Origin of the sequence: Polyangium jinanense, from assembly GCF_028435265.1 — a bacterium.
Lineage (GTDB): Bacteria > Myxococcota_A > Polyangia > Polyangiales > Polyangiaceae > Polyangium > Polyangium jinanense.
Window position 1 is genome coordinate 344,634 of record NZ_JAGTJK010000004.1, and the last position, 22,152, is coordinate 366,785.

General features: G+C 70.3%; 16 protein-coding genes. 8 read left to right on the forward strand and 8 right to left on the reverse strand.

The genetic code is table 11. The annotated features are described in order from the left end of the window. Nucleotides 1–19: 19 nt before the first annotated feature. Entirely contained in the window at nucleotides 20–1,018 is a 999-nt protein-coding gene (locus tag KEG38_RS12315) for a hypothetical protein (protein WP_272419577.1), read from the reverse strand. 63 nt (nucleotides 1,019–1,081) lie between these two features. Beyond that, nucleotides 1,082–5,002 carry a serine/threonine-protein kinase gene (locus tag KEG38_RS12320; protein ID WP_272419578.1) on the reverse strand — a complete coding sequence of 1,307 codons (3,921 nt, stop codon included), beginning with the start codon at nucleotides 5,000–5,002 and terminating at the stop codon, nucleotides 1,082–1,084. A gap of 118 nt (nucleotides 5,003–5,120) precedes the next feature. On the opposite strand from KEG38_RS12320, the gene KEG38_RS12325 reads away from it, so the two are divergent. Together KEG38_RS12325 and KEG38_RS12330 are read left to right on the forward strand one after the other, a co-directional pair. After that, nucleotides 5,121–6,026 carry a DMT family transporter gene (locus tag KEG38_RS12325; RefSeq protein ID WP_272419580.1) on the forward strand — a complete coding sequence of 302 codons (906 nt, stop codon included), beginning with the start codon at nucleotides 5,121–5,123 and terminating at the stop codon, nucleotides 6,024–6,026. Between the two features lie 189 nt (nucleotides 6,027–6,215). Continuing rightward, nucleotides 6,216–8,033 carry a carboxypeptidase-like regulatory domain-containing protein gene (locus KEG38_RS12330; protein WP_272419581.1) on the forward strand — a complete coding sequence of 606 codons (1,818 nt, stop codon included), beginning with the start codon at nucleotides 6,216–6,218 and terminating at the stop codon, nucleotides 8,031–8,033. A 32-nt stretch (nucleotides 8,034–8,065) separates the two neighbouring features. On the opposite strand, the gene KEG38_RS12335 is transcribed toward KEG38_RS12330, so the two are convergent. The 3 genes from KEG38_RS12335 to KEG38_RS12345 form a co-directional block, all read right to left on the reverse strand. After that, complete coding sequence (locus KEG38_RS12335; RefSeq protein ID WP_272419582.1) at nucleotides 8,066–11,968, reverse strand: serine/threonine-protein kinase; 3,903 nt, start codon at nucleotides 11,966–11,968, stop codon at nucleotides 8,066–8,068. An 86-nt stretch (nucleotides 11,969–12,054) separates the two neighbouring features. Beyond that, nucleotides 12,055–12,594: a response regulator transcription factor gene (locus tag KEG38_RS12340; protein WP_272419583.1), complete on the reverse strand. Its 540-nt coding sequence runs from the start codon at nucleotides 12,592–12,594 to the stop codon at nucleotides 12,055–12,057. Then, on the reverse strand, nucleotides 12,591–13,886 hold the full coding sequence (locus tag KEG38_RS12345) for a sensor histidine kinase (RefSeq protein WP_272419584.1): 1,296 nt from the start codon (nucleotides 13,884–13,886) through the stop codon (nucleotides 12,591–12,593). The genes KEG38_RS12340 and KEG38_RS12345 overlap by 4 nt, the downstream gene beginning before the upstream one ends. Before the next feature lie 70 nt (nucleotides 13,887–13,956). On the opposite strand from KEG38_RS12345, the gene KEG38_RS12350 reads away from it, so the two are divergent. Further along, the gene (locus tag KEG38_RS12350) at nucleotides 13,957–14,943 is read left to right on the forward strand and encodes a hypothetical protein (protein WP_272419585.1); all 987 of its coding nucleotides are present in this window, start codon (nucleotides 13,957–13,959) and stop codon (nucleotides 14,941–14,943) included. Beyond that, the gene (locus KEG38_RS12355) at nucleotides 14,936–15,376 is read left to right on the forward strand and encodes a FixH family protein (RefSeq protein WP_272419586.1); all 441 of its coding nucleotides are present in this window, start codon (nucleotides 14,936–14,938) and stop codon (nucleotides 15,374–15,376) included. Before KEG38_RS12350 ends, KEG38_RS12355 begins: the two co-directional genes overlap by 8 nt. On the opposite strand, the gene KEG38_RS12360 is transcribed toward KEG38_RS12355, so the two are convergent. Beyond that, complete coding sequence (locus KEG38_RS12360) at nucleotides 15,361–16,161, reverse strand: thioesterase II family protein (RefSeq protein WP_272419588.1); 801 nt, start codon at nucleotides 16,159–16,161, stop codon at nucleotides 15,361–15,363. The two genes, KEG38_RS12355 and KEG38_RS12360, sit on opposite strands and share 16 nt — an antisense overlap. Nucleotides 16,162–16,231: 70 nt before the next feature. Here KEG38_RS12360 and KEG38_RS12365 point away from each other — a divergent pair, with 70 nt between their 5' ends. Further along, nucleotides 16,232–16,885, forward strand: a complete 654-nt coding sequence (locus KEG38_RS12365; protein WP_272419589.1) for a nucleotidyltransferase domain-containing protein — start codon at nucleotides 16,232–16,234, stop codon at nucleotides 16,883–16,885. Nucleotides 16,886–16,895: 10 nt separating this feature from the next. Here the strand turns inward: KEG38_RS12365 and KEG38_RS12370 are convergent, their stop codons facing one another. Beyond that, entirely contained in the window at nucleotides 16,896–17,591 is a 696-nt protein-coding gene (locus tag KEG38_RS12370) for a 3-hydroxyacyl-CoA dehydrogenase NAD-binding domain-containing protein (protein ID WP_272419590.1), read from the reverse strand. Nucleotides 17,592–17,752: 161 nt separating this feature from the next. Between KEG38_RS12370 and KEG38_RS12375 the strand changes: the two genes are divergently transcribed. Together KEG38_RS12375 and KEG38_RS12380 are read left to right on the forward strand one after the other, a co-directional pair. Then, entirely contained in the window at nucleotides 17,753–18,667 is a 915-nt protein-coding gene (locus KEG38_RS12375; RefSeq protein ID WP_272419591.1) for a TIGR02757 family protein, read from the forward strand. Between the two features lie 64 nt (nucleotides 18,668–18,731). Further along, complete coding sequence (locus tag KEG38_RS12380; protein ID WP_272419592.1) at nucleotides 18,732–20,318, forward strand: hypothetical protein; 1,587 nt, start codon at nucleotides 18,732–18,734, stop codon at nucleotides 20,316–20,318. Here the strand turns inward: KEG38_RS12380 and KEG38_RS12385 are convergent, their stop codons facing one another. After that, nucleotides 20,319–21,227, reverse strand: coding sequence for a metallophosphoesterase family protein (locus KEG38_RS12385; protein WP_272419593.1), 909 nt, complete (start codon nucleotides 21,225–21,227; stop codon nucleotides 20,319–20,321). It abuts the gene before it with no gap. Between the two features lie 81 nt (nucleotides 21,228–21,308). On the opposite strand from KEG38_RS12385, the gene KEG38_RS12390 reads away from it, so the two are divergent. After that, the gene (locus tag KEG38_RS12390) at nucleotides 21,309–22,139 is read left to right on the forward strand and encodes an EI24 domain-containing protein (RefSeq protein WP_272419594.1); all 831 of its coding nucleotides are present in this window, start codon (nucleotides 21,309–21,311) and stop codon (nucleotides 22,137–22,139) included. Nucleotides 22,140–22,152: the final 13 nt, after the last annotated feature.

Genomic DNA, 22,152 nt, shown 5'->3' on the forward strand with positions numbered 1-22,152 from the left:
AGCATGCTGCGCGGCGAGATCAGCCCTCGGCCGCCCGCATGATCGAGCCCACGATGAGCGTGATGAGCCCCGCAATGCCGAGGATCGCGCCGGCCGTCATCGCGAACACGCCGCCGCCCAAGCTGGCCGAGACGCAGATGCCACCGATCAGGAGCGCGAGCGCGCCAACGCCGAGCAGAATGCCGCCCACCGAGAGTACCGTGCTACTGCGTTGATGCGGGTCCGACTTGGGTGCATACGGCCCATTGGCGTCGTTCGTCGGATCGGTGCTCGCCACGTTCCAGCGCCGCGCGTGCATCTCCGTGCGCTCCCGGAGCTGGAAAAACGCATCCTCGCCCATTTGCGCGACGAGGCGGCGCTCGAACTCCGCAGCCGTCGCCGGCCGCGCCGCGACCTTGTTCACCTTGGTCACGTATTCGTCGATGAGCAGCGGCGTCGATTGCTTCATGCGCGCACACGCCTCGGCCGCAATCGAGCGCAGATGCAGCCGCCGCTCCATCGAAATGCCGGCCTTGGCCGCGTCCTCGTCGATCGCCTCGACGATACGCATCCCGAGCCCCGGGTCCTTGCGCATCCGGAGGCCGATGTCCGCGCGTTCGGTGGGGGTCAAAGCTTCGAGCTCGCTTGTCATGCCGAGCATCGCTTCGTCCATCTCGCCCATCCCGTTCCACATCCGCGCCTGCATGCCTGGATGCACGCGCGCCTCCTCGGGCAGATCGTTGAACGAGCCCACGAGGAGCAGCGAGCGGAGCGTCTTGCGGACGAGCTTCTCCTGCTTCGGATACTTCGGATCCGTAACATCGAGCTTCGGATACATCGACGTGAGATGGCCTTCGCCGGTCTTCAGCGCGTCGAGGCCTCCATCGAGGCGCGCGAGGAACCGGTCCATTTCCGCGGGGCTCATCACCGCGATCGGCGACGCAGCGGCGCCGGTCGTACCCGCGCAACCGAGCGTGCCCACCGCCGCCGTCCCCGCCCCGCCGATCACGCCCACCTTCAGGAAATCACGTCGTTCCATGGCCCACCCCGAACGTTGGAGAAGAAAAGTTCCTTCGTGAGGATGCCCAATTGCATAGAGGCGTCAAGCCGCGCCCGGTGACGCACCGAGCCACGCCTCCGCGAGCGTGAGCGTGCGGGCGTTGTCCGGAACGGCGCGCAGGAAGCGCGTCCGGCGCGCAGGATCGCCGATCTTCTCGGCCCGGCCGAGGAGATGCGCGCGCGCGGCCGAGAGCGCTTCCTTCGCGCGTTCGTGCTGGCCGTTCGCGTCGAGCGCCTCGGCATACACGAGCCGCACGAGCGGCTCGTCCGAGAGGAGCGCGCCGATCTGCTCGAGGAGCTGCGTCGCCTCTTCCGCGGCCGAGAGCGCCTCCGCAGGGCGGCCACACGCGAGCAGCACGCGCGCCAGCGTCGCGAGGTACGAGCAGCGACGGTTCGGCGGCGCGTCGACGAGCGCCACGGCCTCGATCGCGGCGCGCTCGGCGGCCTCGCTATCGCCCTGCCGCACGAGCACGAGCGCGAGGAACTGCCGCACGTCGTGCGCGGAGAGCACGAGGCCCGCGTTCGTGAGCGTCTCCAGGATGTCTTCGAGCAGCGCGCGCGCCTCGGCGAGCGCCCCGCGCGCCGCGAGCGCTTCGGCGAGCCCGTGGCGCGCGCTCGCCGCGAGCATCGGCAAGCACTGCGCTTCGGCGCGCGCGACGAGCGTGGCGAGCTCCTCCTCGGCGCGCGCATGATCGCCGAGGTCGCAGAGCACGAGCGCTGCGTAGATGCGCATCGAGATGCCGAACCTGTCGACCTCGGCCTCCTCGAAGCACCGCGCGGCTTCGAGGAAAAACTCGTACGAGGGTTCGAGGTCGCCCTCGACGAGCGCGCGTGTCGCCGAGACGGCCGCCCACTCGGCCCGCACGATCGGCTCGCCACGCGCGGATTCGGGCGCTTGGTGGAACCGCTCGGTGAGCGTCTCGGCCGCGCTGCGCTGCCCGGAGCGCAGGAGCATCCGCGCGATCCAGCCCATCGCCGCGAGCCTGCGCGTGAACGGCGAGGCCTCGCGATCGGCGCGCTCGAGCATCGACTCCGCGATCCCGAGGAGCTGCCTTCGTTCGCCACGCGAGCTCTCGGCCCACGCCGCCGCGCTCGCCGCGCCGAACCAGAGCGGGCTGTCGGGCGAGAGGAGCTGCATCGCCTCGCGCGCGCGCCGCGCCGCCTCCGCGAGCTCGCCGCGGTAGAAATGCGCCTCGGCCTGCGCTTGTCGTACCTCGCCGAGCAGGCCGCCGTCCGCGCCGCACGCCTCGGCGCGCTCGGTCCGTTCGAGCACCGCCTCGAAGTCGTTCGCGCTGAGGGCCTGTGTCGAGGCGCGCACGAACCACACCGCGGCCTTCTCGCGCTCCTCGCCGCGCTCGCAGTGCTCGGCGAGGACCATCGCATCACGCTCGCCCGCGACCTCGAGCCACTCCGCGGCGAGCCTGTGGCCGAGCGCGCGATCGACCTCCGTCAACGCCCCATACGCGACGTCGCGCAGGAGATCGTGCCGGAACGCGAGCTCCTCCTCGCCGGGAAAACGGCTCTCGCGGCGACGCATGAGCAGCTCGCGGTGGACGAGCGTCTCGATCCAGCGACCCGCGTCGACCACGCTGCTCTCGCCGCCGAGCAGCGCGCGCACGCCGCCGGTCCAGAACGTCTCGCCGAAGACGCTACCCGCGCGGAGCAGCCAGCGTGCCTCGCTCGGCAACGCTTCGAGGCGCGCTTGCAGCATCGCGAGCACCGTCTTCGGCAGCGCGGTCTCCTGGCCCTCGGCGACGGCGCGCAAGAGTTCCTCCAGGTAAAACGGATTCCCCGCGGCCTGCGCCACGACGCGCGCGAGCAAGGACGGCGGCGCGTCGTCGCCGAGCACGTGCCGCGCGAGCCGCTCGCTCGCGCGCCGCGAGAGCTCGCCGAGCCGGATCTCCTGCATGCCGCGATCCGCCCAGAGCCCCGGAAACCTCTCGTGCACGTCGGGCCGCGCGAGCGCGAGGACGAACAGCGAGCGCTCGCGCGCGAGCCGGAGCGCCGCATCGAGGAGCTGCACGCTCGGCGTGTCGGCCCAGTGCAGATCCTCGAGCACCAGCACCACGGGCCGCGCCGCGCTCGCCGCGCTCACGAAGTCCTCGAAGCCGCGGCGGAGTTGATCACCCATGAGCACGGGATCTTTCCGTGCCGCGCGCAGGAACGTGCTCGCCTCCTCGGCCGCCCACGGCGCGCCCACGAGCTCGCCGTAGAGCTCCATCACGCGCCCCGCGTCCACGCCGAGGTGCCGCGTCACCGCGCCGCGGATCTTCTCCCGCCGCACCTCGATCGGATCCTCCTCGTGCAGCGAAGAAGCCCGCCGCAAGAGCTCCGCGGCCATGCCGAAGGGCGCACCCGTACGCGTCGGATCTCCCTGCGCCAGCCAGATCTCGGGCCGCGGCTCGGAGGCGGCGAGCTTCTGCAAGAGCTCGTGCCGGATGCGCGACTTGCCGATGCCGGCCACGCCCGTCACGAGCACCGCGCGCGCCTGGGGCTCGCTCGCGCACTCCTCGTAGAGCGCGAGCAGCGTCGAGAGCTCACGCTCGCGGCCTACGCACGGCGTCAAACGCCCGAGCAAAAGCCGCGATCCATCCTGTGCCTGCGCCTCGCCGAGGAGCGACCGAACCTCCTCGCTCCCCTCGATCACGAAGCGCGCTTCGAGCAGCTCCGCCGTCAGCTCGTCGAGGCGCACCGGCCGACGCGCGCCGCTCTCCGCATCCTCGCTCTTCGCCCTGCGCAGCTCCTCCTCGCGCAAGAGCTTCGCCGCGCGATCGATGCCTTCCCCGACGGGCAGCGCATGCGACAGCACCCCTCGTCCCGTCACGAGCACCATCGGCGCATCCGGCACCATCGCCTGCAATGCGAGCGCGCACCGCGCGGCTTGTGTCGCCTGATCCGTCGCCATCCCCGCGCCCGACAGCACGAGCGCCGCCGACCCGTCTGCCAGCGCCTCCACGCGCGCCCCGTACGATCGCGCCACCGCGCGCAGCGCCGCGAGAGGCGCGATGCCGGTCGAATCCATCGTCATGCCCAGCGGATCGATGGGCAGGACCTCCTTCGGCGCGGACACCAGGATCACGCTCACGAGACGTTGCTCCCCGCTGCCGAGCGCGCCCTTCGATCGCAGCGTATGCGGCGGCTCGCTCGTGGTCTCGTCGTTCGCCACGCGCGCGAGCGCGCCCATCACCGCGTCTCCATCGGCGAGCCGCTCTTCCGGCTGCTTCGCGACCATCCGCGCGATGAGCATGTCGAGCGCGGGTGGCACGCCGGGCCGGAGTGCCGAAACCTTTGGCACTTCCTCGAAGAGCACCTTCGCCAGCACGGCCACCACGTGTTGCCCGGTGAACGCGGGCTTGCCTGCGAGGCACTCGAAGAGCACGCATCCGAGGGCGAACACGTCGGCCCGCGCGTTCACCGCGCGATCTCCGCGGGCTTGCTCGGGCGCCACGTAGCCCGGCGTCCCCATGAACACGCCCGTCTTCGTGACGACGTTCGGATCCGAGGCGCGCCGCGCGATCCCGAAGTCGAGCAGCATCGCGCGCCGCACGTCGCCGTCGAGCAGGAAGATGTTGCTCGGCTTGATGTCGCGGTGGACGATCCCGTGCCGGTGCGCGATCGCGAGCGCGCCGGCGATGCGCTCGGCGAGCGCCATCGTCTCCTCGACGCTCAGCCGTTCCCGTGCGATGCGCGCGTCGAGGCCTTCGCCCGAGAGCCACTCCATCGCGAGGTACGGCTCGCCCGAGTCGAGCTCGCCGTAGCCGAGGTATCGCACGATGGCCGGGTGCGAGAGCGTGGCGAGCACGCGCGCCTCGCGATCGAACCGCGCGCGCTCCTCGACGCTCGCGCCGTTCATGATCTTGATCGCGACCTTGTCGCCGGTCTCGCGGTCGCGGGCCTCGAAGACGGCGCCCATGCCGCCTTGGCCTGCGAGACGCACGAGCTCGAAGCGCTCGCCAACCGACACTCCTACCCGCATCTCCAGCATTATCGCACGTCAGGCGTGGGCTTCGAGGAGGCAGTTCGGTTGCGCTGCTTCTTTCCCGGTCTGTCGCGACCGGATATCTTGCGCGCCCCTTTTCCCCATGTCCATCCCTCTCGGAGAGATCGCGGCCCTCGGCACGGCCCTTTGCTGGACCGCGAGCTCGCTCGCGTTCGCGGCCGCCGGCCGCCGCATGGGCTCCTTGTCGCTCAACCTCGTTCGCCTCGTCCTCGCGTTCGTTTTTCTCGGCTTGTACAATTTCGCTCGTCGTGGCCTCCCATTGCCCCTCGACGCCTCCGCGGAGGCGTGGGGCTGGCTCTTCGTGAGTGGCCTCGTGGGATTCGTCTTTGGCGACATGTGCCTCTTTCGGGCATTTTTGCTCATTGGCCCGCGCGTCGCGATGCTCGTCATGTCGCTCGCCCCGCCGATGGCGGCCGTCCTCGGGTGGCTCGTCCTCGGCGAGCGGATCTCGAGCCTCGGCATCGCGGGAATGATCGTGACGCTCGTGGGGGTCGCGATCGTCGTGCGCGAACGAACGGACCTTACGAATACCGCGGGCACCGGGCCGAAAGGGGAATCGGGCAAGGGCGTCCTGCTCGCCTTGGGCGGCGCCACCGGCCAGGCTGTGGGCCTCGTGCTGAGCAAGATCGGCATGAAGACCTACGACCCGTTCGCCGCGACGCAAATCCGCATCATCGCGGGCATCGTGGGTTTTTCCTTCCTGTTCACGTTCATCCAATGGTGGGGCCGTGCGGCCGTGGCGGTCCGCGACCGCACGGCGCTCGGATTCGCGGCGCTCGGCGCGATTGCGGGCCCGTTTGTCGGCGTATCGCTATCACTCCTCTCCATTCAGCACACGGAAACGGGCGTCGCGGCCACGATCATGGCGACGACCCCCGTCCTCCTCATTCCGGCCGTCATTCTGGTCCACAAGGAGTACGTGAGCCTGCGCGCCATCCTCGGCGCGCTCGTCGCCGTCAGTGGCGTCGCGCTGCTTTGCATCCGGTAACGGAATGCGGTCACTGCACCCGGTAACGGAATGCGGTAAGCGCCTCCGGTAAGCGAATGCGGTAAGACGATTGTGCACTGGTTTCACGAATTTCCATAGCGAAATTCGTGCTGGACCCGGCGACATGGCTTCGGACCTTTGTTATGGTCTCGTTGTCGCTTTGCGAAAACCAATGGGAGGTCCTTCCTGATGAACTTCCGAAAGCTTTCTTGGCTGAAGGGCGCTGCGTTTTCCCTCGCTTTTGCCGCCATCGGCTGCGGGCCCACGCCCGAAAAGATCGGCGATGCGTGCGAGACCGACGGCGATCCGTGTCCCTCGGGCGCGGTCTGCGCTCCCGGCGGCGAGGACCACATCTGTCAGATCCCTCCGGGCGGCTCCTGCACACAGGGCGGCACCGACTATTGCCAGGGTAGCACCGTCTGCGGCCCCGATAACACGTGCTCGATCCCTCTCGGCGAGGCCTGCGAGTCGGCCACCCCCGATCACTGCATCGCCGACGCCGTGTGCACCGACGCGAAGATTTGCGAGATCCCCGTGGGCGGCGCCTGCGACCCGGCCGGCCCGGACCACTGCCAGGGCGACAACGTCTGCGGCCAGAACCTCGACGGCACGGGCACGTGTGGCATCGCCGAGGGCGGCGCCTGCGACCCGGCGAATAACCAGTGCGCCGGCGGCCTGACCTGCGCCGAGCTCGCCGCGGGCGGCAACGCTTGTTATCCGCCCGTCCTCATCAAAGGCATGGTGTTCGACTCGCAGACGAAAGGCCCCGTCGTCGATGCGCAGGTCATGGCGCTCGACGATCAGGGCGCCTCCGTCAGCGACGTCGCGATCACCGACGACAAAGGCAATTACCTCCTCGCGGTCCCCGTGCCGCGGCAGGACGACGGCGTGCCGGCCCCGGACGTCGCCTTCACGCTCCGCGCGAGCGCCACCGATTACCAGACCTTCCCGGGCGGCCTGCGCACGGCGCTGCCCATCCTGTCGAGCGAGGCGAAATCGGACGTGGATGGCTGGAACATCAAGTCCACGCTCACCGACATCGCGCTCATCGGTGTGCCCGCGGATCAGAAGGGTTTGCCCTCGATCTCCGGCAAGGTCGCCGCCGACGACCTGTCGGCCGGCGTGCTCGTCGTGGCCGAGGACGCGATGAACCGCGGCTTCTCCGCGATCACCGACAAGAGCGGCGCCTACACGATCTTCAACGTCCCGGCCGGCGCCTACACCGTGCGTGGTTATGCCGCGGGCCTGCAGCTCACGCCCGCCTCGGCCGACGTGGCCATGGCGAACCTCACGGGCATCGACCTCGCGCGCTCGGACAATGGCCTCGGCGTCGTGTCCGGCAACCTCAACATCGTCAATGCGCCCGGCGGCTCCGCCACGAGTGTCGTCCTCGTCGTCGCCTCCACGTTCAGCGACACGTTCGTCCGCGGCGAGGTCCCGCGCGGCCTGCGCACGCCGCTCTCCGGCCCGCCCAACGTCACCGCGGCCTTCAGCATCAAGGACGTGCCCGAGGGCCGCTACAAGGTCCTCGCCGCGTTCGAGAACGACAAACTCGTCCGTGATCCGGATCCGAACATCGCCGGCACGCAGATCGTCGAGGTGAACATGCCGAGCCCGGGCGTCGACATGCCGCTCTCGGATTCGTTCAAGATCACCGAGGCCCTGACCGTCGTGAGCCCCGGCGCCGACAAGGCCGAGGCCGTCACGACCGCGCCCATGCTCACCTGGGCCGACGACAGCAGCGAAGATTTCTATACGGTCGTCGTCTACAATGCCTACGGCGAGCTCGTCTGGTGCCTCTCCGACCAGATGATGGGCTGCGCCGGATCGAGCATCCCCGGCGTGAGCGGCGAGCCGAACGTCTCCGTGCCTTACGGCGGCCCGCTCGAGACCGGCATGTATTACCAGTTCCGGGCCACCGCGTGGCGCGCCTCCGGCGGCACGCCCGGCCCGATCTCGAACACCGAGGATCTCCGCGGCGTGTTCTACGTGGACGTCATGCCCTGAACGGGCGTCTGTCCCGTAAAACCTGAGCCGATCTACGCGCCCGGGCCGAGCCAGGCCCGGGCGAGTTCCAGCGTCCGCGCATTCTCGGGTGCGTCTTCGAGGAAGCTCCGCCGATACGCGGGGTCCGGCGTCCGATCCGCCATCCGAAGGAGCTTTTCGCGCGCCGCCGCGAGCGTCGCCCGCGCCGCGTCCCGTGCGCCCGCCGCGTCGAGGCATTCGGCGAGCACGAGCCGCAAAAAACCACCACGATAACCGAATCCGTGCACGGCCTCGTACCGCGCATGGGACTCCCGCGCCGCCGCGAGCGCCTCGTCCACGCGCCCCTCCGAGAGCAGCGCCCGCGCGAGCACCGCGCCTGCCGCGGCGCGATCGAGCGGCAGCACCCCGCCGAGCGCCATCGCCGCCCGCGCGTGCCGCGCCGCCTCCTCGTGATGGCCCGCGCGACGCGCCACCTCGGCGAGCCCCCAGCGCCCGCGCGCCTCGTCCGCCTCGTTGCCCGTCATCTTCGCCGCCGCGAAGAGCCGCATCGCCTCGTCGCGCGCCTCGTCGAGCCGCCCTCCGTCCGAAAGCGCGAGCACCCGGAAGAGCGCGCGGAGCGAGGCCACGATCGCAAAATCCTCGTCGGTCCGCGCCTCCGGCCGGAGCGTCTCGGCCGCGCGCGCGTTCGCCCCGAGCATCCACTCGTTCATCCCGACGAACACCCGCGCGAGCACCACGCCCCGCCGCGAGCCGGCCTCGTTGAAGGCCTGGAGCGCCGCGAGCGACCGAGACAAACTCTGCCAGGGGTCCTCCTTGATCCACGCCTCCCAGCGCGGATACGAGAGGTGCCAGAAGGCCCGGGCCATCGGGTCGCGATCGGCGACGGGCTCGACGAGCACGTCGAGCCTGCGTTGAATGGGCTCGACGATATCGGTGCGCCCCTCCGTCAGGAGCAGGACCGTGGCCATCGCGAGCGCGAGCGAGACGGTGCCGAGGACCTCGGGCGCTGGCTCGATCGTGGCGATTGCGTCGAGAATCGCGATCGACTCGTCGACGTGCTTCATGCGGAGGGCGTACGTGAATTGCGCCAGCGCGCCGCGCACCCAGGGCGCGCTGCCGGGCGGGGCCCTGCGCGTGAGCCGCGCGCCGTGCGTCGCCGCCTCTTCGAGGTGGTTTTGCCACATGCGCGCCTCGGACACGATGCCGAGCAGCCCGATTTCGGTCTCGGGGTCGGGGCCGAGGGCAAGGGCGCGCTCGGCGCGGCGGACGGCGTCCTCGTCGTCGCCGGCGCGATGCGCCTGCTCGGCCGCGCGCAAAAGGTGGCGCACGGCGCGGCTCGGCTTCTGGCCACGCTCGAAATGGGTCGCGAGGACGAGCGGATCCGTCTCGCCGTGGGATTCGAGCCACGCCCCCGCAAGCCTGTGCCCGAGCTCGCGGTCCTCCTCGGTCAGCATGGCATAGGCGCCCTCGCGCACGAGCGCGTGCCGGAACGCGATCTCTTCCTCCCCGGGGAGTCGGCTCTCTCCGCGGAGCGACAGAAGCTCCCGCTCTTCGAGCGCCACGAGCCGCTCGCGGAAGGCATTCTTGCCGACGCTTTCGCCGAGCAGCGCCCGCGCGCCGCCGGCCCAGAACACGTCCCCGAATACGCTGGCCGCGCGGAGCAGCCGTCGATCCTCGTCGTCGAGCGAGGCCAGGCGCGATTGCACCATCGCCACCACCGTCTCCGGCAGCTCCGCGTCCCGCCCCTCCGCCGCGGCGCGGATCAGTTCTTCCAGGTAAAACGCATTTCCCTGCGCGCGCTGGACGATCCGCTCGACGACCTCTTGCGGCGCGTTCTCGCCGAGCGCCCCCCGCACGAGTTTCTCGCTCGCCCGCTTGCCGAGCTCCGTGAGGCTGATCTCCTGCAATCGGCGCCCCTCCCAGAGCCGCGGGAATCGCTCCCGCACGTCGGGCCGCGCCGTGGCGAGGACGAAAAAGGGTTTGTCGGAAAGCGTGCGCAGCGCCGCGTCCACGAGCCGCACGCTCGGCAGGTCGCCCCATTGCAGATCCTCGAGCACCAGGAGCACCGGCGCCACGTCGCACTCGGCCCCGAGGAAATCGAGGAATGCCGCGCGGATCTGGTCGACCATGAGCTGCACGTCCGCGCGCGCGGCGCGGAGCGGCAGGTCGTCCTCGTCCGGGAACGGCGCGTCCACGATCTCGCCGAGAAACCGCGCCACGCGTTTCGCCTCCGCGCCCGAGAAGCGCGCCGACACCCGCGCGAGGAGTTTGTCACGGCGCACGTTCGGCCCATCGCCGGCCGCGATGCCGAGCGCGGTGCAGAGCGCCGGCGACACGAGCCGGAACGCAGATCCCGCCCGGCGCGCGTCTCCGCCCGAGACCCACGCGTTCGCGAGCGGCGCCTCGCGCAGCACGATCTGCACGAACTCCTGCGCGAGCCTCGATTTGCCGAGGCCCGCGGCCGCCGTCACGAGCGCGGCCTGCGCGGCCGGCTCCTCGATGCAGTCCTCGAACAGGCCCGCGAGCGTGCGCAACTCGCGATCCCGGCCCACGCACGGCGTGGGGTTGCCGAGCAGCGTGCGTGTGCCGAGCAGCGCCGGACGCTCGCCGTGCAGCGAGAAACCCGTGCCGTCCTTTTGCACCTCGAAGCGCGCGTCGAGCAGGCCCGCCGTGAGCTCGTCGAGCGCGATCGGACACTCCTCGTAGCTCGCGCCGCGATGCTCCGCGAGCGCGTGTGCCGCCCTGTCGATCGCGTCCCCGAGCGGGCTCGGCCCCGCGAGCGAGCCCCATCCGACCGCGAGGGCAAACGGCCGCCCGCCGCCGATCGACCGGAGCTCCATCGCGATGCGCGCCGCCCGCGCCGCGAGGTCCTTCGCGCCCGCGCCCGCGGTCCAGAGCGCGAGCGAGCCGTCCCGGAGGATCTCGCACGGCACCCCGCGCGCCTCGGCCTCGGCTTGCAGCAATCGATCGAGCTCCGAGGCGCGACGCTCGCGGCTCTCGAACGATCGGCCGAACGCCGGCGGCGGCAGCGAGTTTTTCGAGCGCCCGATGAGCAGCGCTGCGACGGGCCGGCGCTCGGTGCTCGTGAGCGAAGGCGGGCGGAGCGAGAGGGGCACGACGGCGCGTACCGTGGCCGCGCCGCTCTCCAAAAGCTGGAGCTCCTCCACCACGGCGCGCCCGTCACGAGGCCTGTCCGCCGGGTCCTTCGCGAGCATGCGCATCACGAGTGCTTCGAGCTCGTACGGAATTTCCGGCCGGAGCTCCACGAGCGACGGCGGCTCGGCGAAGAGCACCTTCGCGAGGATCGCGTGCAGGTGATCGCCGGGGAACACGGGCGCGCCCGCGAGGCATTCGAAAAGAAGACAGCCGAGGGCAAACACGTCGGCCCGCGCGTCGACTTCGGCCTCGCCGCGCACCTGCTCGGGCGCCATGAAGCCCGGCGTGCCGACGATGCTGTCCGTCCCGGTGATGCGCGTGCGCCGCCCGAGCTTGGCGATGCCGAAGTCGAGCAGCTTCGGCTGGTCGGGCCGGCCGTTCACGAGAAAGACGTTCTCGGGCTTGAGGTCGCGGTGGACGATGAGTTTTTCGTGGGCCGCGGCGAGCGCCTCGGCCACCTTGCGCGCGAGGGCGATGGTGTCCTCGACCGACAGCCGCTCGCGCGCGAGCGTGCGCGCGAGCTCCTCGCCGTCGAGCCATTCCATCACGAGGTAGCGCGTCCCGTTCACGAGCGTGCCGTGCCCGAGGTAACGGACGATGCCCGGGTGATCGAGGGATCCGAGCGCCTCGATCTCGCGGTCGAAGCGCGCGTCGTCCACGGGGCTCGCCTCGGTGACGAGCTTCAGCGCGACCGGCGTCATGGTCTGCCGATCCCGCGCCCGGTGCACTTCGGCCATGCCGCCGGTCCCTGCAAGATGCAGGATCTCGTACCGCTCGGCGAAGACCGTGCCTTCCCTCATCCGTAACGAATCAGTCTACTTGCAGCGCGAGGGCCTTGCAAACCTGGAAGCACGCGCGCGTCCGCGCCGCCCCGAACATCCCTCGCTCAGCGCGCGGGCGGCATTTTCGCAATCTTGCGCTGGAGCGAACGCCGGTGCATCCGCAGACGCCGCGCGGCCTCGGAGATATTGCCGCCGCAATCGCCGAGCACCCGGTGCAGATACTCCCACTCCACACGATCGAGCGAGGGCACGTCGTCCGGCGCGCCCTCCGCGGACGGACGGCCGGCGAGGGCCCGCTCGCACGCGGCCGCGTTCACGGGCTTCGTCAGGTAATCGAATGCCCCCGCGCGCATCGCCTCCACCGCATTCGCGATCGTGCCGTATCCCGTGAGCACCACGATTCGTGTCCCCTCGTCGAGGGCTCTTAGCGAGCGCACGAGGTCGATCCCGCTGCCGCCCGGCATTCGCACGTCGACGAGCGCATATTCGAAGACCTGCCGCTCGGCGAGCGCGAGCGCCGCCGCGGGGCCTTCGGCGAGCGATACCGAAAAACCCCGACGTTCGAGGGCTTCCCCGAGCGCGGACCGGAACGCGTCGTCGTCGTCCACCACGAGTAGCGTGGGTTTTCCCTCGGCCGCCGTCACGCCCGCGCCTCCGCGAGCCGGATCGTCACGCGTGTCCCCCGCGGCTCTCGTGGCCCGATATCGAGCGTGCCTCCGGCGATCTCCACGACGCGCCGCACGAGCCAGAGCCCGAGGCCCATTCCCTCGCCGGGCTCCTTCGTCGTCAAGAACGGCTCGCCGAGCCGCTCGCAGAGATCCGCGGGCACGCCCGTGCCTTCGTCCTCCACCGCCACGAGGATCCGCTCGCCTTCGCGCCGCACGTGCACGCCGATCGGCGCCGTCACCGACCCGGCCCGGCACGCGAAGAGCGCATTGTCGAGCAAGGCCCCGAGCGCGCCCTCCACCTCGGCCGCGGACAAACCCACGCGCACGCCTGGATCACACGTCGCGGTGATCGTGACATTCGCGTCCGGGTGCGCCGCGCGCCACGCCGAAACCGCGCGCGTCGCGGCGTCCGTGATGCTCGCGCGTTCGCCCTCGGCCCCGCGCGTGCTGCCTGCGGACAGACGCGTGATCACCTGCCGGCATCGCTCCACCTGCGCGCCGATCGCCGCGCCGTGCCGCTTCGCCGCGTCGGGCTCGCAGCCGTCGCCAATCTCGTACGCGAGCACGGCGATCGTCCCGAGCGGCGTGTTGAGCTCGTGCGCGGTGCCTGCGGCGAGCGTCGCGAGCGCGCGGAATCGAGCGTTCGCCTCGGCTTCGCGGCGCAGGCGCGCGATCTCGCGGCCGCGGGCGGCGAGCGCGCCGCGCACGTGCGTGACGAACGTGGCGATGATCCCCGCCGAGATCGCGAAGGCGAACCACATCCCGTAGAGGTGCGTCGAGAAGGCCCCGTTCTCCGGGTGGCTCGGACAGCAGGCCCCGGACGGCACGCTGAAGAGCGCGAGGAAGAGGCACGCGGCGAAGCCCGAGAGCGCGAGCGTCGTGCCGAGCGGCAAGACCGCGGCCGCGAGCGCGACGTGGATCAAGAAGAGCGCGCTCCACGGATTCGCCGCGCCGCCCGAGCACGCGAGGACCACGAAGATGCCGGCGAGGTCGAGCGCGAGCCCGGCCGCGAGCGCGCGGGGCGACGGCGGCGGGCGGCCTTTTCCCGCGCGCGACGCGACGAACGCATTCGCCGCGGCGACGAGCAGCGTCGCGGGCACGGCGATCTCGTAGCGGACGTGAAAGCCAAGGATGTGCTCGCTGAAGGGCAGCGTCGCGAGCAGGAGGACGGAGATCGCGATGCGCAGCCCGGACAGGCCTCGCTCGACGATCCCGATCGCGTCGTCTTCCTCGTGGGCCGCGGGCAGGCTGAGGGGAGCGCCTGACATGGGCGCGAGCGTAGCAACCACAAGGCGCGGCGGGGTGCGTCGGATCGTCGCACCGGGCCGTTCGGACGTCATGCGACAACGTGTCTCATGGATCTTCGGGCCGTGCGGCTCCATGGATGCACTCGTGCTCGGCGCCCGCAAGACCTTCGCCTCGGCCCTGCTTGGCTGTGTGCTTCTTCTGGCCTCCCGTGATGCCTCGGCCTCCGCTTGTTGCGGCAGCGGTCACGGCCTCGGCCAGCGGCTTGGCCCGCTCGAGCGCGCGGCGGTCGGGCTCTCGTTTCGCTTCTCGGATCGGTTCGGCTCGCACGGATACGCGGGCGGCTTCACGCTCGCGCCGTCCGGCACCCTCGACGCCGAGGGCCGCGCCGAGCTCGGCGTTTTGTTCGCGCCGGTGCCGCGCCTGCAGCTCGGCCTCGTCGCGCCGGTCCTCCTCAACGTCCGCAGCTCGCGCGAGGACACGTTTGTCGGCGGAGGCTTCGGCGACCTCGCGTTTTCGGCGCGCTTCGACCTCGTCCCGCTCACCACGACGAGCGCCTGGCCCGCGATCGCCCTCACGGCCGGCGTCGGCCTCCCGACGGGCCGATCCGCGGCAAACGCGAAGGACCCGCTCGCCACGGACGCGACAGGCCTCGGCGCGGCCGAGGTTCGTCCCGGCGTGTTCGTCGAGAAAAACTGGTCGGGCGAGGCCACGGCCGTCTTCAGCGCGTCGATCGGCTTTCGCACGCCGATGACGGGCGCGCGTGGCGAGCGAATCGAGCTCGGCCCGCGGGCGCGGTTTGTCGCGGCGGCGGGGCCGGTGTTCTCCTCGGGGTGGTCGCTCTCGGCGGGGCTCGTGCACGAACGCGAATCGGCGCCGTCCATCGGCGGCGTGACCACGCCCGATGCGGATCGGCGACGCACGGCCGCGCTGCTTTTTGCGGGCTACGACCTCTCCACGCGTTTCACGGCGCTCGCATCGCTTGAGGTGGACCTGCCGGTCCCCTCGCTCGGCAAGAACGAACCATCGGCCGTGGCGTTCGCCATCGGCCTACGGAGATCATTTCCGCGATATGAATGAGACGAACCGCATCTCCCGCGCCCGTTTTTCGAGGATGCTCCTTTGCGCGATCGTCTTCTCGTCGCTCGCCGCGTGCGGCGGCGCGGAGGGGACGTCGGGGAGCCCGGACCAGGAGTCGATCGGCCTGCGCGGCGCGCTCGAATTCACGCTCGTCCCCGAGGCGCCGATCATACAAGGCGAAAACGATCTGCGATTGACCCTGCACGACGCCGCGACCGGCAAGGTGATCGAGGGGGCTTCGATCCAGGTGACGGCGATCATGCCGGCGATGGGGCACGAGGCGGCGGGCGTGCTTGCGATCGAGGAGGCGGGCGACGGCGCCTACGCGGTGCGAGGCCTCGCGCTCTCCATGCCGGGACGCTGGGACGTCCACGTGAAGGTCGAGCACCAGGGCACGACCGACGAGGTCCATTTCTATTACGACGTCCCCTGAGCCCCTCGAACATTCACGAGCACCTGGGCCAGCGCCTCCACGAGCGCCGGCTTCGACTCCTCGAACAGATAAAAATGGCCGCCCTCGAAGATCCGCGAGGTGAAGGCCGCGCTCGTGTGCTCGCGCCACGGCTCGACTTGCTCGGGGCGCGTCGAACGATCGTGTCGCGCGCCGAACGCCGTGATCGGGAGCGCGAGCGGCGCTTCGGGCTCGAACGTGTTTGTCTCGTAGATCCTGAAGTCGGCGCGGAGCGGCGGCAGGAAGAGATCCATGAGCTCGTCGTTCGACAGGACGGCTTCGGGCGTGCCGCCATAACGACGGAGCTCCTCGATGAGGCGCGGCCTCGAAAGGTCGTGCAGGGGCAAACGTCCGATCGGCAGGTGCGGCGCGCGGCTGCTGGAGACGACGAGGGCCCGGGGCGCTGCGGACCCTCGTGCGCGGAGCGCCCGCGCCATCGCGAATGCGACGTGCCCGCCGAAGCTGTGCCCGAAAAACACGAACGGGAGGTCGAGCTTCGGCGCGAGCACGGGGAAGAGCGCCTCCACGAGCGGGGGCATCGACTGGTAGGGCGTCGCCGAGAAGAGCGACTCGCGGCCGGGGAGCTGCACGGCGTGGAGCTCGACCCAGGGAGGCAAACCCACGGCGAGCGCGCGGTAGGGGAATGCGCCGCTCCCCGCATGCGGGAAGACGAAGAGGCGAAGCGCGGGCGCTTCTTTGCCGGGGACGCAGACGAGGGCAGGGGACGGAGGCGGGGTCACGGCCATGGGTTCGTGAGCGTTAGGCATCACGAAGGCCCGCGGAGGTCAAGCCCGCCGTGTTGACGGCCCGCGCGCGTGTCCGTAGCCTTACCGGTCCATGGCGAATTCCTCCGAGGTGCTCGCGCACGATCCCCTCCTTGCCCGGCTCGTGAACGAATTGGTCACGCGCCATGGCTGCCACACGGTCGTTCTTTATGGCTCGCGCGCGCTCGGGGCGGCGGCGCCGGAGAGCGACTGGGACATGCTCGGGATCCGCGCGGAGGGCGAGGCGACGCGGGACGCGAGGCTCGTGGACGGGGTTTTTCTCGACGCATTCATCGTGCCCGAAAAGGACGTCGTCGACGCGGGGGCGAATTTCCTGCACGTGCGCGGGGGCGTGGCCGTGCTCGACCCGCGGGGGCTCGGCGCGCGCCTCGTCGAGGACGCTGCGGCAGCGCTCGCTTTGCCGCCGAAAGGTTTGCCCGAGGCGGAGATCCAGGCGCGGCGGGCCTGGTGCTGGAAGATGCTCGGGCGCATCCGGCGCGGCGGGCCCGCGGACGTGGAGGCGCATTATCGGCGCGTGTGGCTGCTCTTCGATTTGCTGGAGCTCTATTTCGTGTTCCGGGGCCGCCATTTCCTCGGGCCCAAGGAGAGTTTTCGCTGGCTTCACGCCGAGGATCTGGCGGCGCACGCGGCGTTCTCGGCCGCGCTCGCGCCCGGCGCGCCGGTTGAGGTCATCGAGGCGCTCGTCGAGCGCGTGCTCGAGGTCTGAAGGGCGCCCGTCAGAGCCCGCAAAAGATGCCGGGTCGCGACCGCTGCGAACGAAGGAGCCCTGCCTGAATCGCCCCGAGCCGGGCGCCTTGCGACTGAAGAAGGAGGCAAGCGGGCGTGTCGTGGACGATCACCGCGTGCTTGCCGAGCGCCTTCACGAATTGCACGGCCGTCTCGACCACGGTAGGCTGCGTCCGGTTCGTCACGGACACCTCGCAGAACCCGGCCAGCACCGGGGGGGCGAAGAAATGCAGTCCCACGAAGTTTTCACGTACGTCGAGGCGCGTCGAGAGCGTCCGGAGCAGCGCGGTCGGGGCCGTCGTGGCCAGAATGGCGCGACCGTGCGTGGCGCGCTCGGCTTGCGCGAGCAGGGTTTGTCGCGCTTTCCAGGCCGAATCGGTGGATTCGAGGACGAGGTCGGCGCTCGCCGCGGCGCTGATGTCCCCGGACGCACGGAACAGGTCGAGGGCGCGCTCGACGGCGTCCCGGTCGAGCCGGCCGCCATGGCGTTTGTCTTCGAGCGAGGAGGCCAATCGGCGGCGGGTCTCGGAGGCGCTGCCGGGCGTGGTTCGAATCATCGTGGCGAACAGGCCGGCGAGCAGGCAGGCCTCGATGACGCCGATGCTGCTCGCGGCTCCGCTGATGATGGCCACGTCCGTGATCGCGCGGGCCGTCGCATCGCCGTTCGCGTTCTCCAGCGGCTCCATGGTCCCCCTCTCGAAATACCTCCGGAACGCCCGCGTCCGAGCGCCCGGGGTGGGATGTCGTATGGGTCCTACATGGGCACCGTCAATACGGCCGCGTTCGTCTGGGCCAGGCGGCATCGCGGGCGCAATCGGGGCGGTACGTGCGTGCGAGGCGTAGGCGCATGAGCCGCGGCGGATCGTCTGTGCGAGGGGTGGACGAGGCGCTCCGGCGCGCGCTCGACGACGTGCGCGCGCGTTGCGACGTCGAGGCGCGCAAGGCGGCCGATCCGGTGCATTTCGTGCACCGGTATGCCCGCCGCGACGATCAGGAGATCGTGGCGATGATCGCGTCGGCGCTGGCGTTCGGCAACGTGAAGGCGCTTTGCGCGAAAATCGAGGATGCGCTCGCGCGGCTCGGCCCGCGTGTCGCGGCGATTGCCGACGATCCGGTGGCGGTGCGCGCGCGGCTCGCGGGGTTCCGGCATCGCGTGTATCGGGACGAGGATCTCGCGGGGCTCGTGATTGGCGCCCGCGCGGTGCAGCGCGCCCATGGCTCGCTCGGCAAAGCGCTCACGGACAAACTCGCGGCGACGGGCAATTTGCGGGAGGCGCTCGGGGCCTGGGTCCGCGAAATTCGGGAGCGGGGTGAGCTCGGCGCCGGCGCCGGGGGGCGGCGGGGCGCGGAGCATATCTTGCCGGATCCGAGCAAAGGCAGCGCCGTGAAGCGGATCCTGCTCCTCGTGCGGTGGATGGCGCGGCCGGCGGACGGGGTGGATCTCGGGTTATGGGACGTGCCGACGTCGCGGCTCATCATCCCCGTGGATACGCACATCCACAAGCTCTCGCGAAACCTCGGGCTCACGGAACGCAAGTCGGCCGATTTCCGGGCGGCCGAGGAGATCACGGCCGCGCTCGCGCGGCTCGACCCCGACGATCCAGTGAAATACGATTTTTCCTTGTGCCACCTCGGCATGCTCCAGACGTGCCCGTCGAAGCGGGACCCGGATGCGTGCGAGGGATGCGGGGTCAAGCCAGTCTGCCGGCACTGGAGGCGTGACGAGACGCTTGGTCGGCGCGGGACGCGACGTCGTTCGTAAATCGATCCAAGCCGGACGAATCTGTATACAATGCGTCCTTCCCGCATCCAAGGAGGGACTTTCCATGCTTCGATTCATTCGCCCTGCATTCGCAACCGCATTCATTTTTTGCACCCTCGCTGCCTGCTCGGGCGGCGGAAGCGGCGACGACGGCTCCGGCGCCTCGGGCGCGTCCGGGGGCTCGGGCGGCGCGGGCGCGTCGGGCGGCTCGGGCTCGGCCTCGGGCGGCGGTGGAACGGGCGGATCCGGGGGCGGGGGCGCGCTTGGCGGGCCGTTCCGGTATGGCATCAATTATGGATTTCCGAACCCTGGCTGGAACGATCAGGACCTCGCCTTCCCCTCGCACGAGGCGGGCGCGAACAGCGCGCGCCTGAAGCTTTCCGAGGGGCACCTCGAGACGTGGGGCTACGACATCGAGGTCGGGGACATGCAAGGGTACGGGTCGCTCGGAATGGGCGAGCACGTGGCGTTCCTCGGCGCGCCCACGGCCGAGCACTCGACGGCGCCGGAGGGCATTCCGAGCTGGGAGCTCGAGCATTACATCCCGAAGAACCTGTACGAGCCCGTCTTCGACGAGGATGGGTCGATCAACCCGAACAATTACTGGGGCGCGTACGTGTACCAGACCGTGACGACGTACAAGCCCTGGGTGCGGGTGTGGGAGGTGTGGAACGAGCCGGACTGGGTCTCCGATTGGCAGGTCACGCAGACGTGGGAGACGGAACCGCCGACGAAGGAGCATCTCGTGCGCTTCGGCGGGTCGATCTACGATTACGTGCGCATGCTGCGCGTGAGCTTCGAGGCGGCGAAGAAGGCCGATCCCGAGGCGCGGATCGCGCTCGGCGGGATCGGATATCCGAGCTTCCTCTCGGCCGTGCTGCGCTACACGGACAACCCCTCGGGTGGTGCCGTGACGAACGACTATCCGAAGACGGGCAGCGCGTATTTCGACGTCGTGAGTTTTCATTATTATCCTGTCTTCGGGCCCGGCGGCTCGGACGAGGGCGTCACGGGGTTCTTGAACCTAAAGTCGGAGCTCGAAAAGAAACTCACGGCCGCGGGCGTGACGGGCAAGGGCTGGATCGTGACCGAGACCGGCGCGCCGCACGTGTCCGTGGGCGGCGCCCCGGGCGGGCCCGAATACGCGCCGAATTACCTGGTCAAGGTCATGACGGCCGCGCAGACGGTGGGGATCGACCGGATCGATTGGTTCTGCCTGTCCGATGGAAAGGCCGTCGGGGAGAGCACCAATGCATTCGATTACATGGGCCTTTACGTGGACGTGTCGAAGCTCGGGCAAACGAGCGAGGCCGTGCGCACCGAGGCCGGCCGCGCGTACCGGACGCTCGGCAAGCTCCTCGAAGGCGCGCTGTTCGACCAGGCGGGCACGACAGCGCTGGGTTTGTCCGATGCGATCGGCGGCGCCGCCTTCCGTTTGCCCGACATGCGTCGCGCGCTCGTGCTCTGGGCCCGAACGTCGGGCGGAAGTGAGTCCGCGAGCGCATCGTATTCGCTCGCCGCGGAGGGCGCGTACGAGTCGTACGGGCTCGATTTCAGCGACTCTGGCGCGGTGGAGACGCTCACCCCCGAGGGCGGAAAGATCACGCTCACGCTCGGCGGCGCGCCGCGGATCTACGTGCAGAAGCCCTGATCAGCCGGGCCAATCGAGGCGAAATCGATCCATCGGCGAAACGTGCGGCGCGCCCTTGGCCAGGCCGAGGGCGCGCACGTCGAGGCCGGTTTCGTCCGGGGCGAGGGTCAGGAAGTGAAAATCGCGAATCGAGGGGCCGTCGAAGAGATCGCGGAACGTCTGCCGCTCCTTCGGGAGGAGCCGATGCCGCGGCCCTCCGCCGCCGCCGCAGACGACGAAATGGCGGCCCTCCCGGACGAAATGCTCGTAGGCGTGCACGTGCCCCGAGAGCATCAAAACGGTCTTTCGGGAACGTAGAAACGAGGGGACGAACGAGCGCTGGGTGAGGGCCGAAGGCCCGGTGACGGTGCCGTTCGTGAACGGCGGGTGGTGAACGAGCACGAGAATGCCCCGCACGTCCGGATCGGCGTCGAGATCGGCGAGGGTTTTGTGGTACCAACGGGATTGTTCGTCCCATTGGGATGACGGGAGGAAAAACCGGTTCGAATCGAGTGCGACGATGCCGAGCGGCCCGAGGCGCGTCGTGTAGAATCGGCGTCCTCCGAGCCGGGGGAACCGCGCGAAGTAATGGCGGAGGCCCCGCGGCCCGATCGACCAGCAATCGTGGTTGCCGAGGATCGGCAAGAGCTCGACGCCCGCGGTGCGGAGCGGCTCGACCAGTCGATCGAAAAAGGCCCAGGCCCGGGACGAGGCGCCGAGGAAGACGTGATCGCCGAGCAGGAGCAGGGCGTCGGGGCGTGCCGCCGCGAGCGCCGCCATGATGCCCGTCCGCTCGGCGTCGTTTTGCTCGGCGAGCAGGAAGAGACGCTCGACGAGGGCCGTGCGTTGCAGATCGGAGACGACCGCGACGCGCCCACCTTCGGGAAAAGGGGTGACGATCGAGGTCGAGCGTGTGGTGGCGGCGGTCATGGGCGAGGGAAGGGATCCTAGCGTGCTTCTTGCGCGGAAGACGTTGACCGGATGCCCGCGCGCTGGAACGTTCGTAGCCGAATGATCACCCCCGATGCGTCCCCCGGCGTCCCCGTCGCTCCCGGTCCGAGCCCGTCCGCGGCCCTCGCGCCGCTCGAACGCCCCGGCTTCGTCGCGGGACTCAAGGCCGTGCTCGGCGGCTACGGCTACCTCTTCCGCACGCCGGACATCTGGCCGCTCGCGATCGTCCCCACGGGCATCGCGCTCGTGCTCACGGCCGTGCTCGGCTTCGCGGGCGTACAACTCGCGCCGGCGCTCGTCGCGTTGATCGTGAAGGAGCCCGGGACGGGCGCGCTCTGGGCCGTGCTCACTGTGCTGCTGAAGGTCCTCTCGATCGTGGTGATGCTCGTGGCCGCGCTCGCCACCTCGTTCGCGCTCGCGAAGCCGCTCGCCGGGCCTGCGCTCGAGCGGATGGTGCGGCGCGCCTCGGCCGATCTCGGCGCGCCGCCGTGGCCCGAGGTCCCCTTTTTCGTGGACATGTGGCGCGCGCTCCAGTCGTCGCTCGTGGCGCTCGCGTTCACCGCGCCGATCCTCATCGTGCTCGGCGTCCTGAGCTTTTTCTTCGCGCCGGTGAGCGTCGTCGCGTTCCCGCTCCAGCTCGCGATCACGGCGCTCGCGGGGGCGTGGGACCTCTGCGACTGCCCGCTCTCGATCCGCGGCGTACCCGTGGGCGCGCGCATCCATTTCGTGCGCCGCAACATCGGCGCCGTGATGGGCTTCGGCCTGGGGCTCGCACTGCTCTCGTTCTTGCCGTGCGCGCTGCTCATCGTGCTGCCGGCCGGCGTCCTCGGCGCGGCGCGGCTCGTCGTCATACTCGAACAGCACGAGGCCGCGGGGCAGCAGCCGCGCTGAGCTTCGCGAGAGG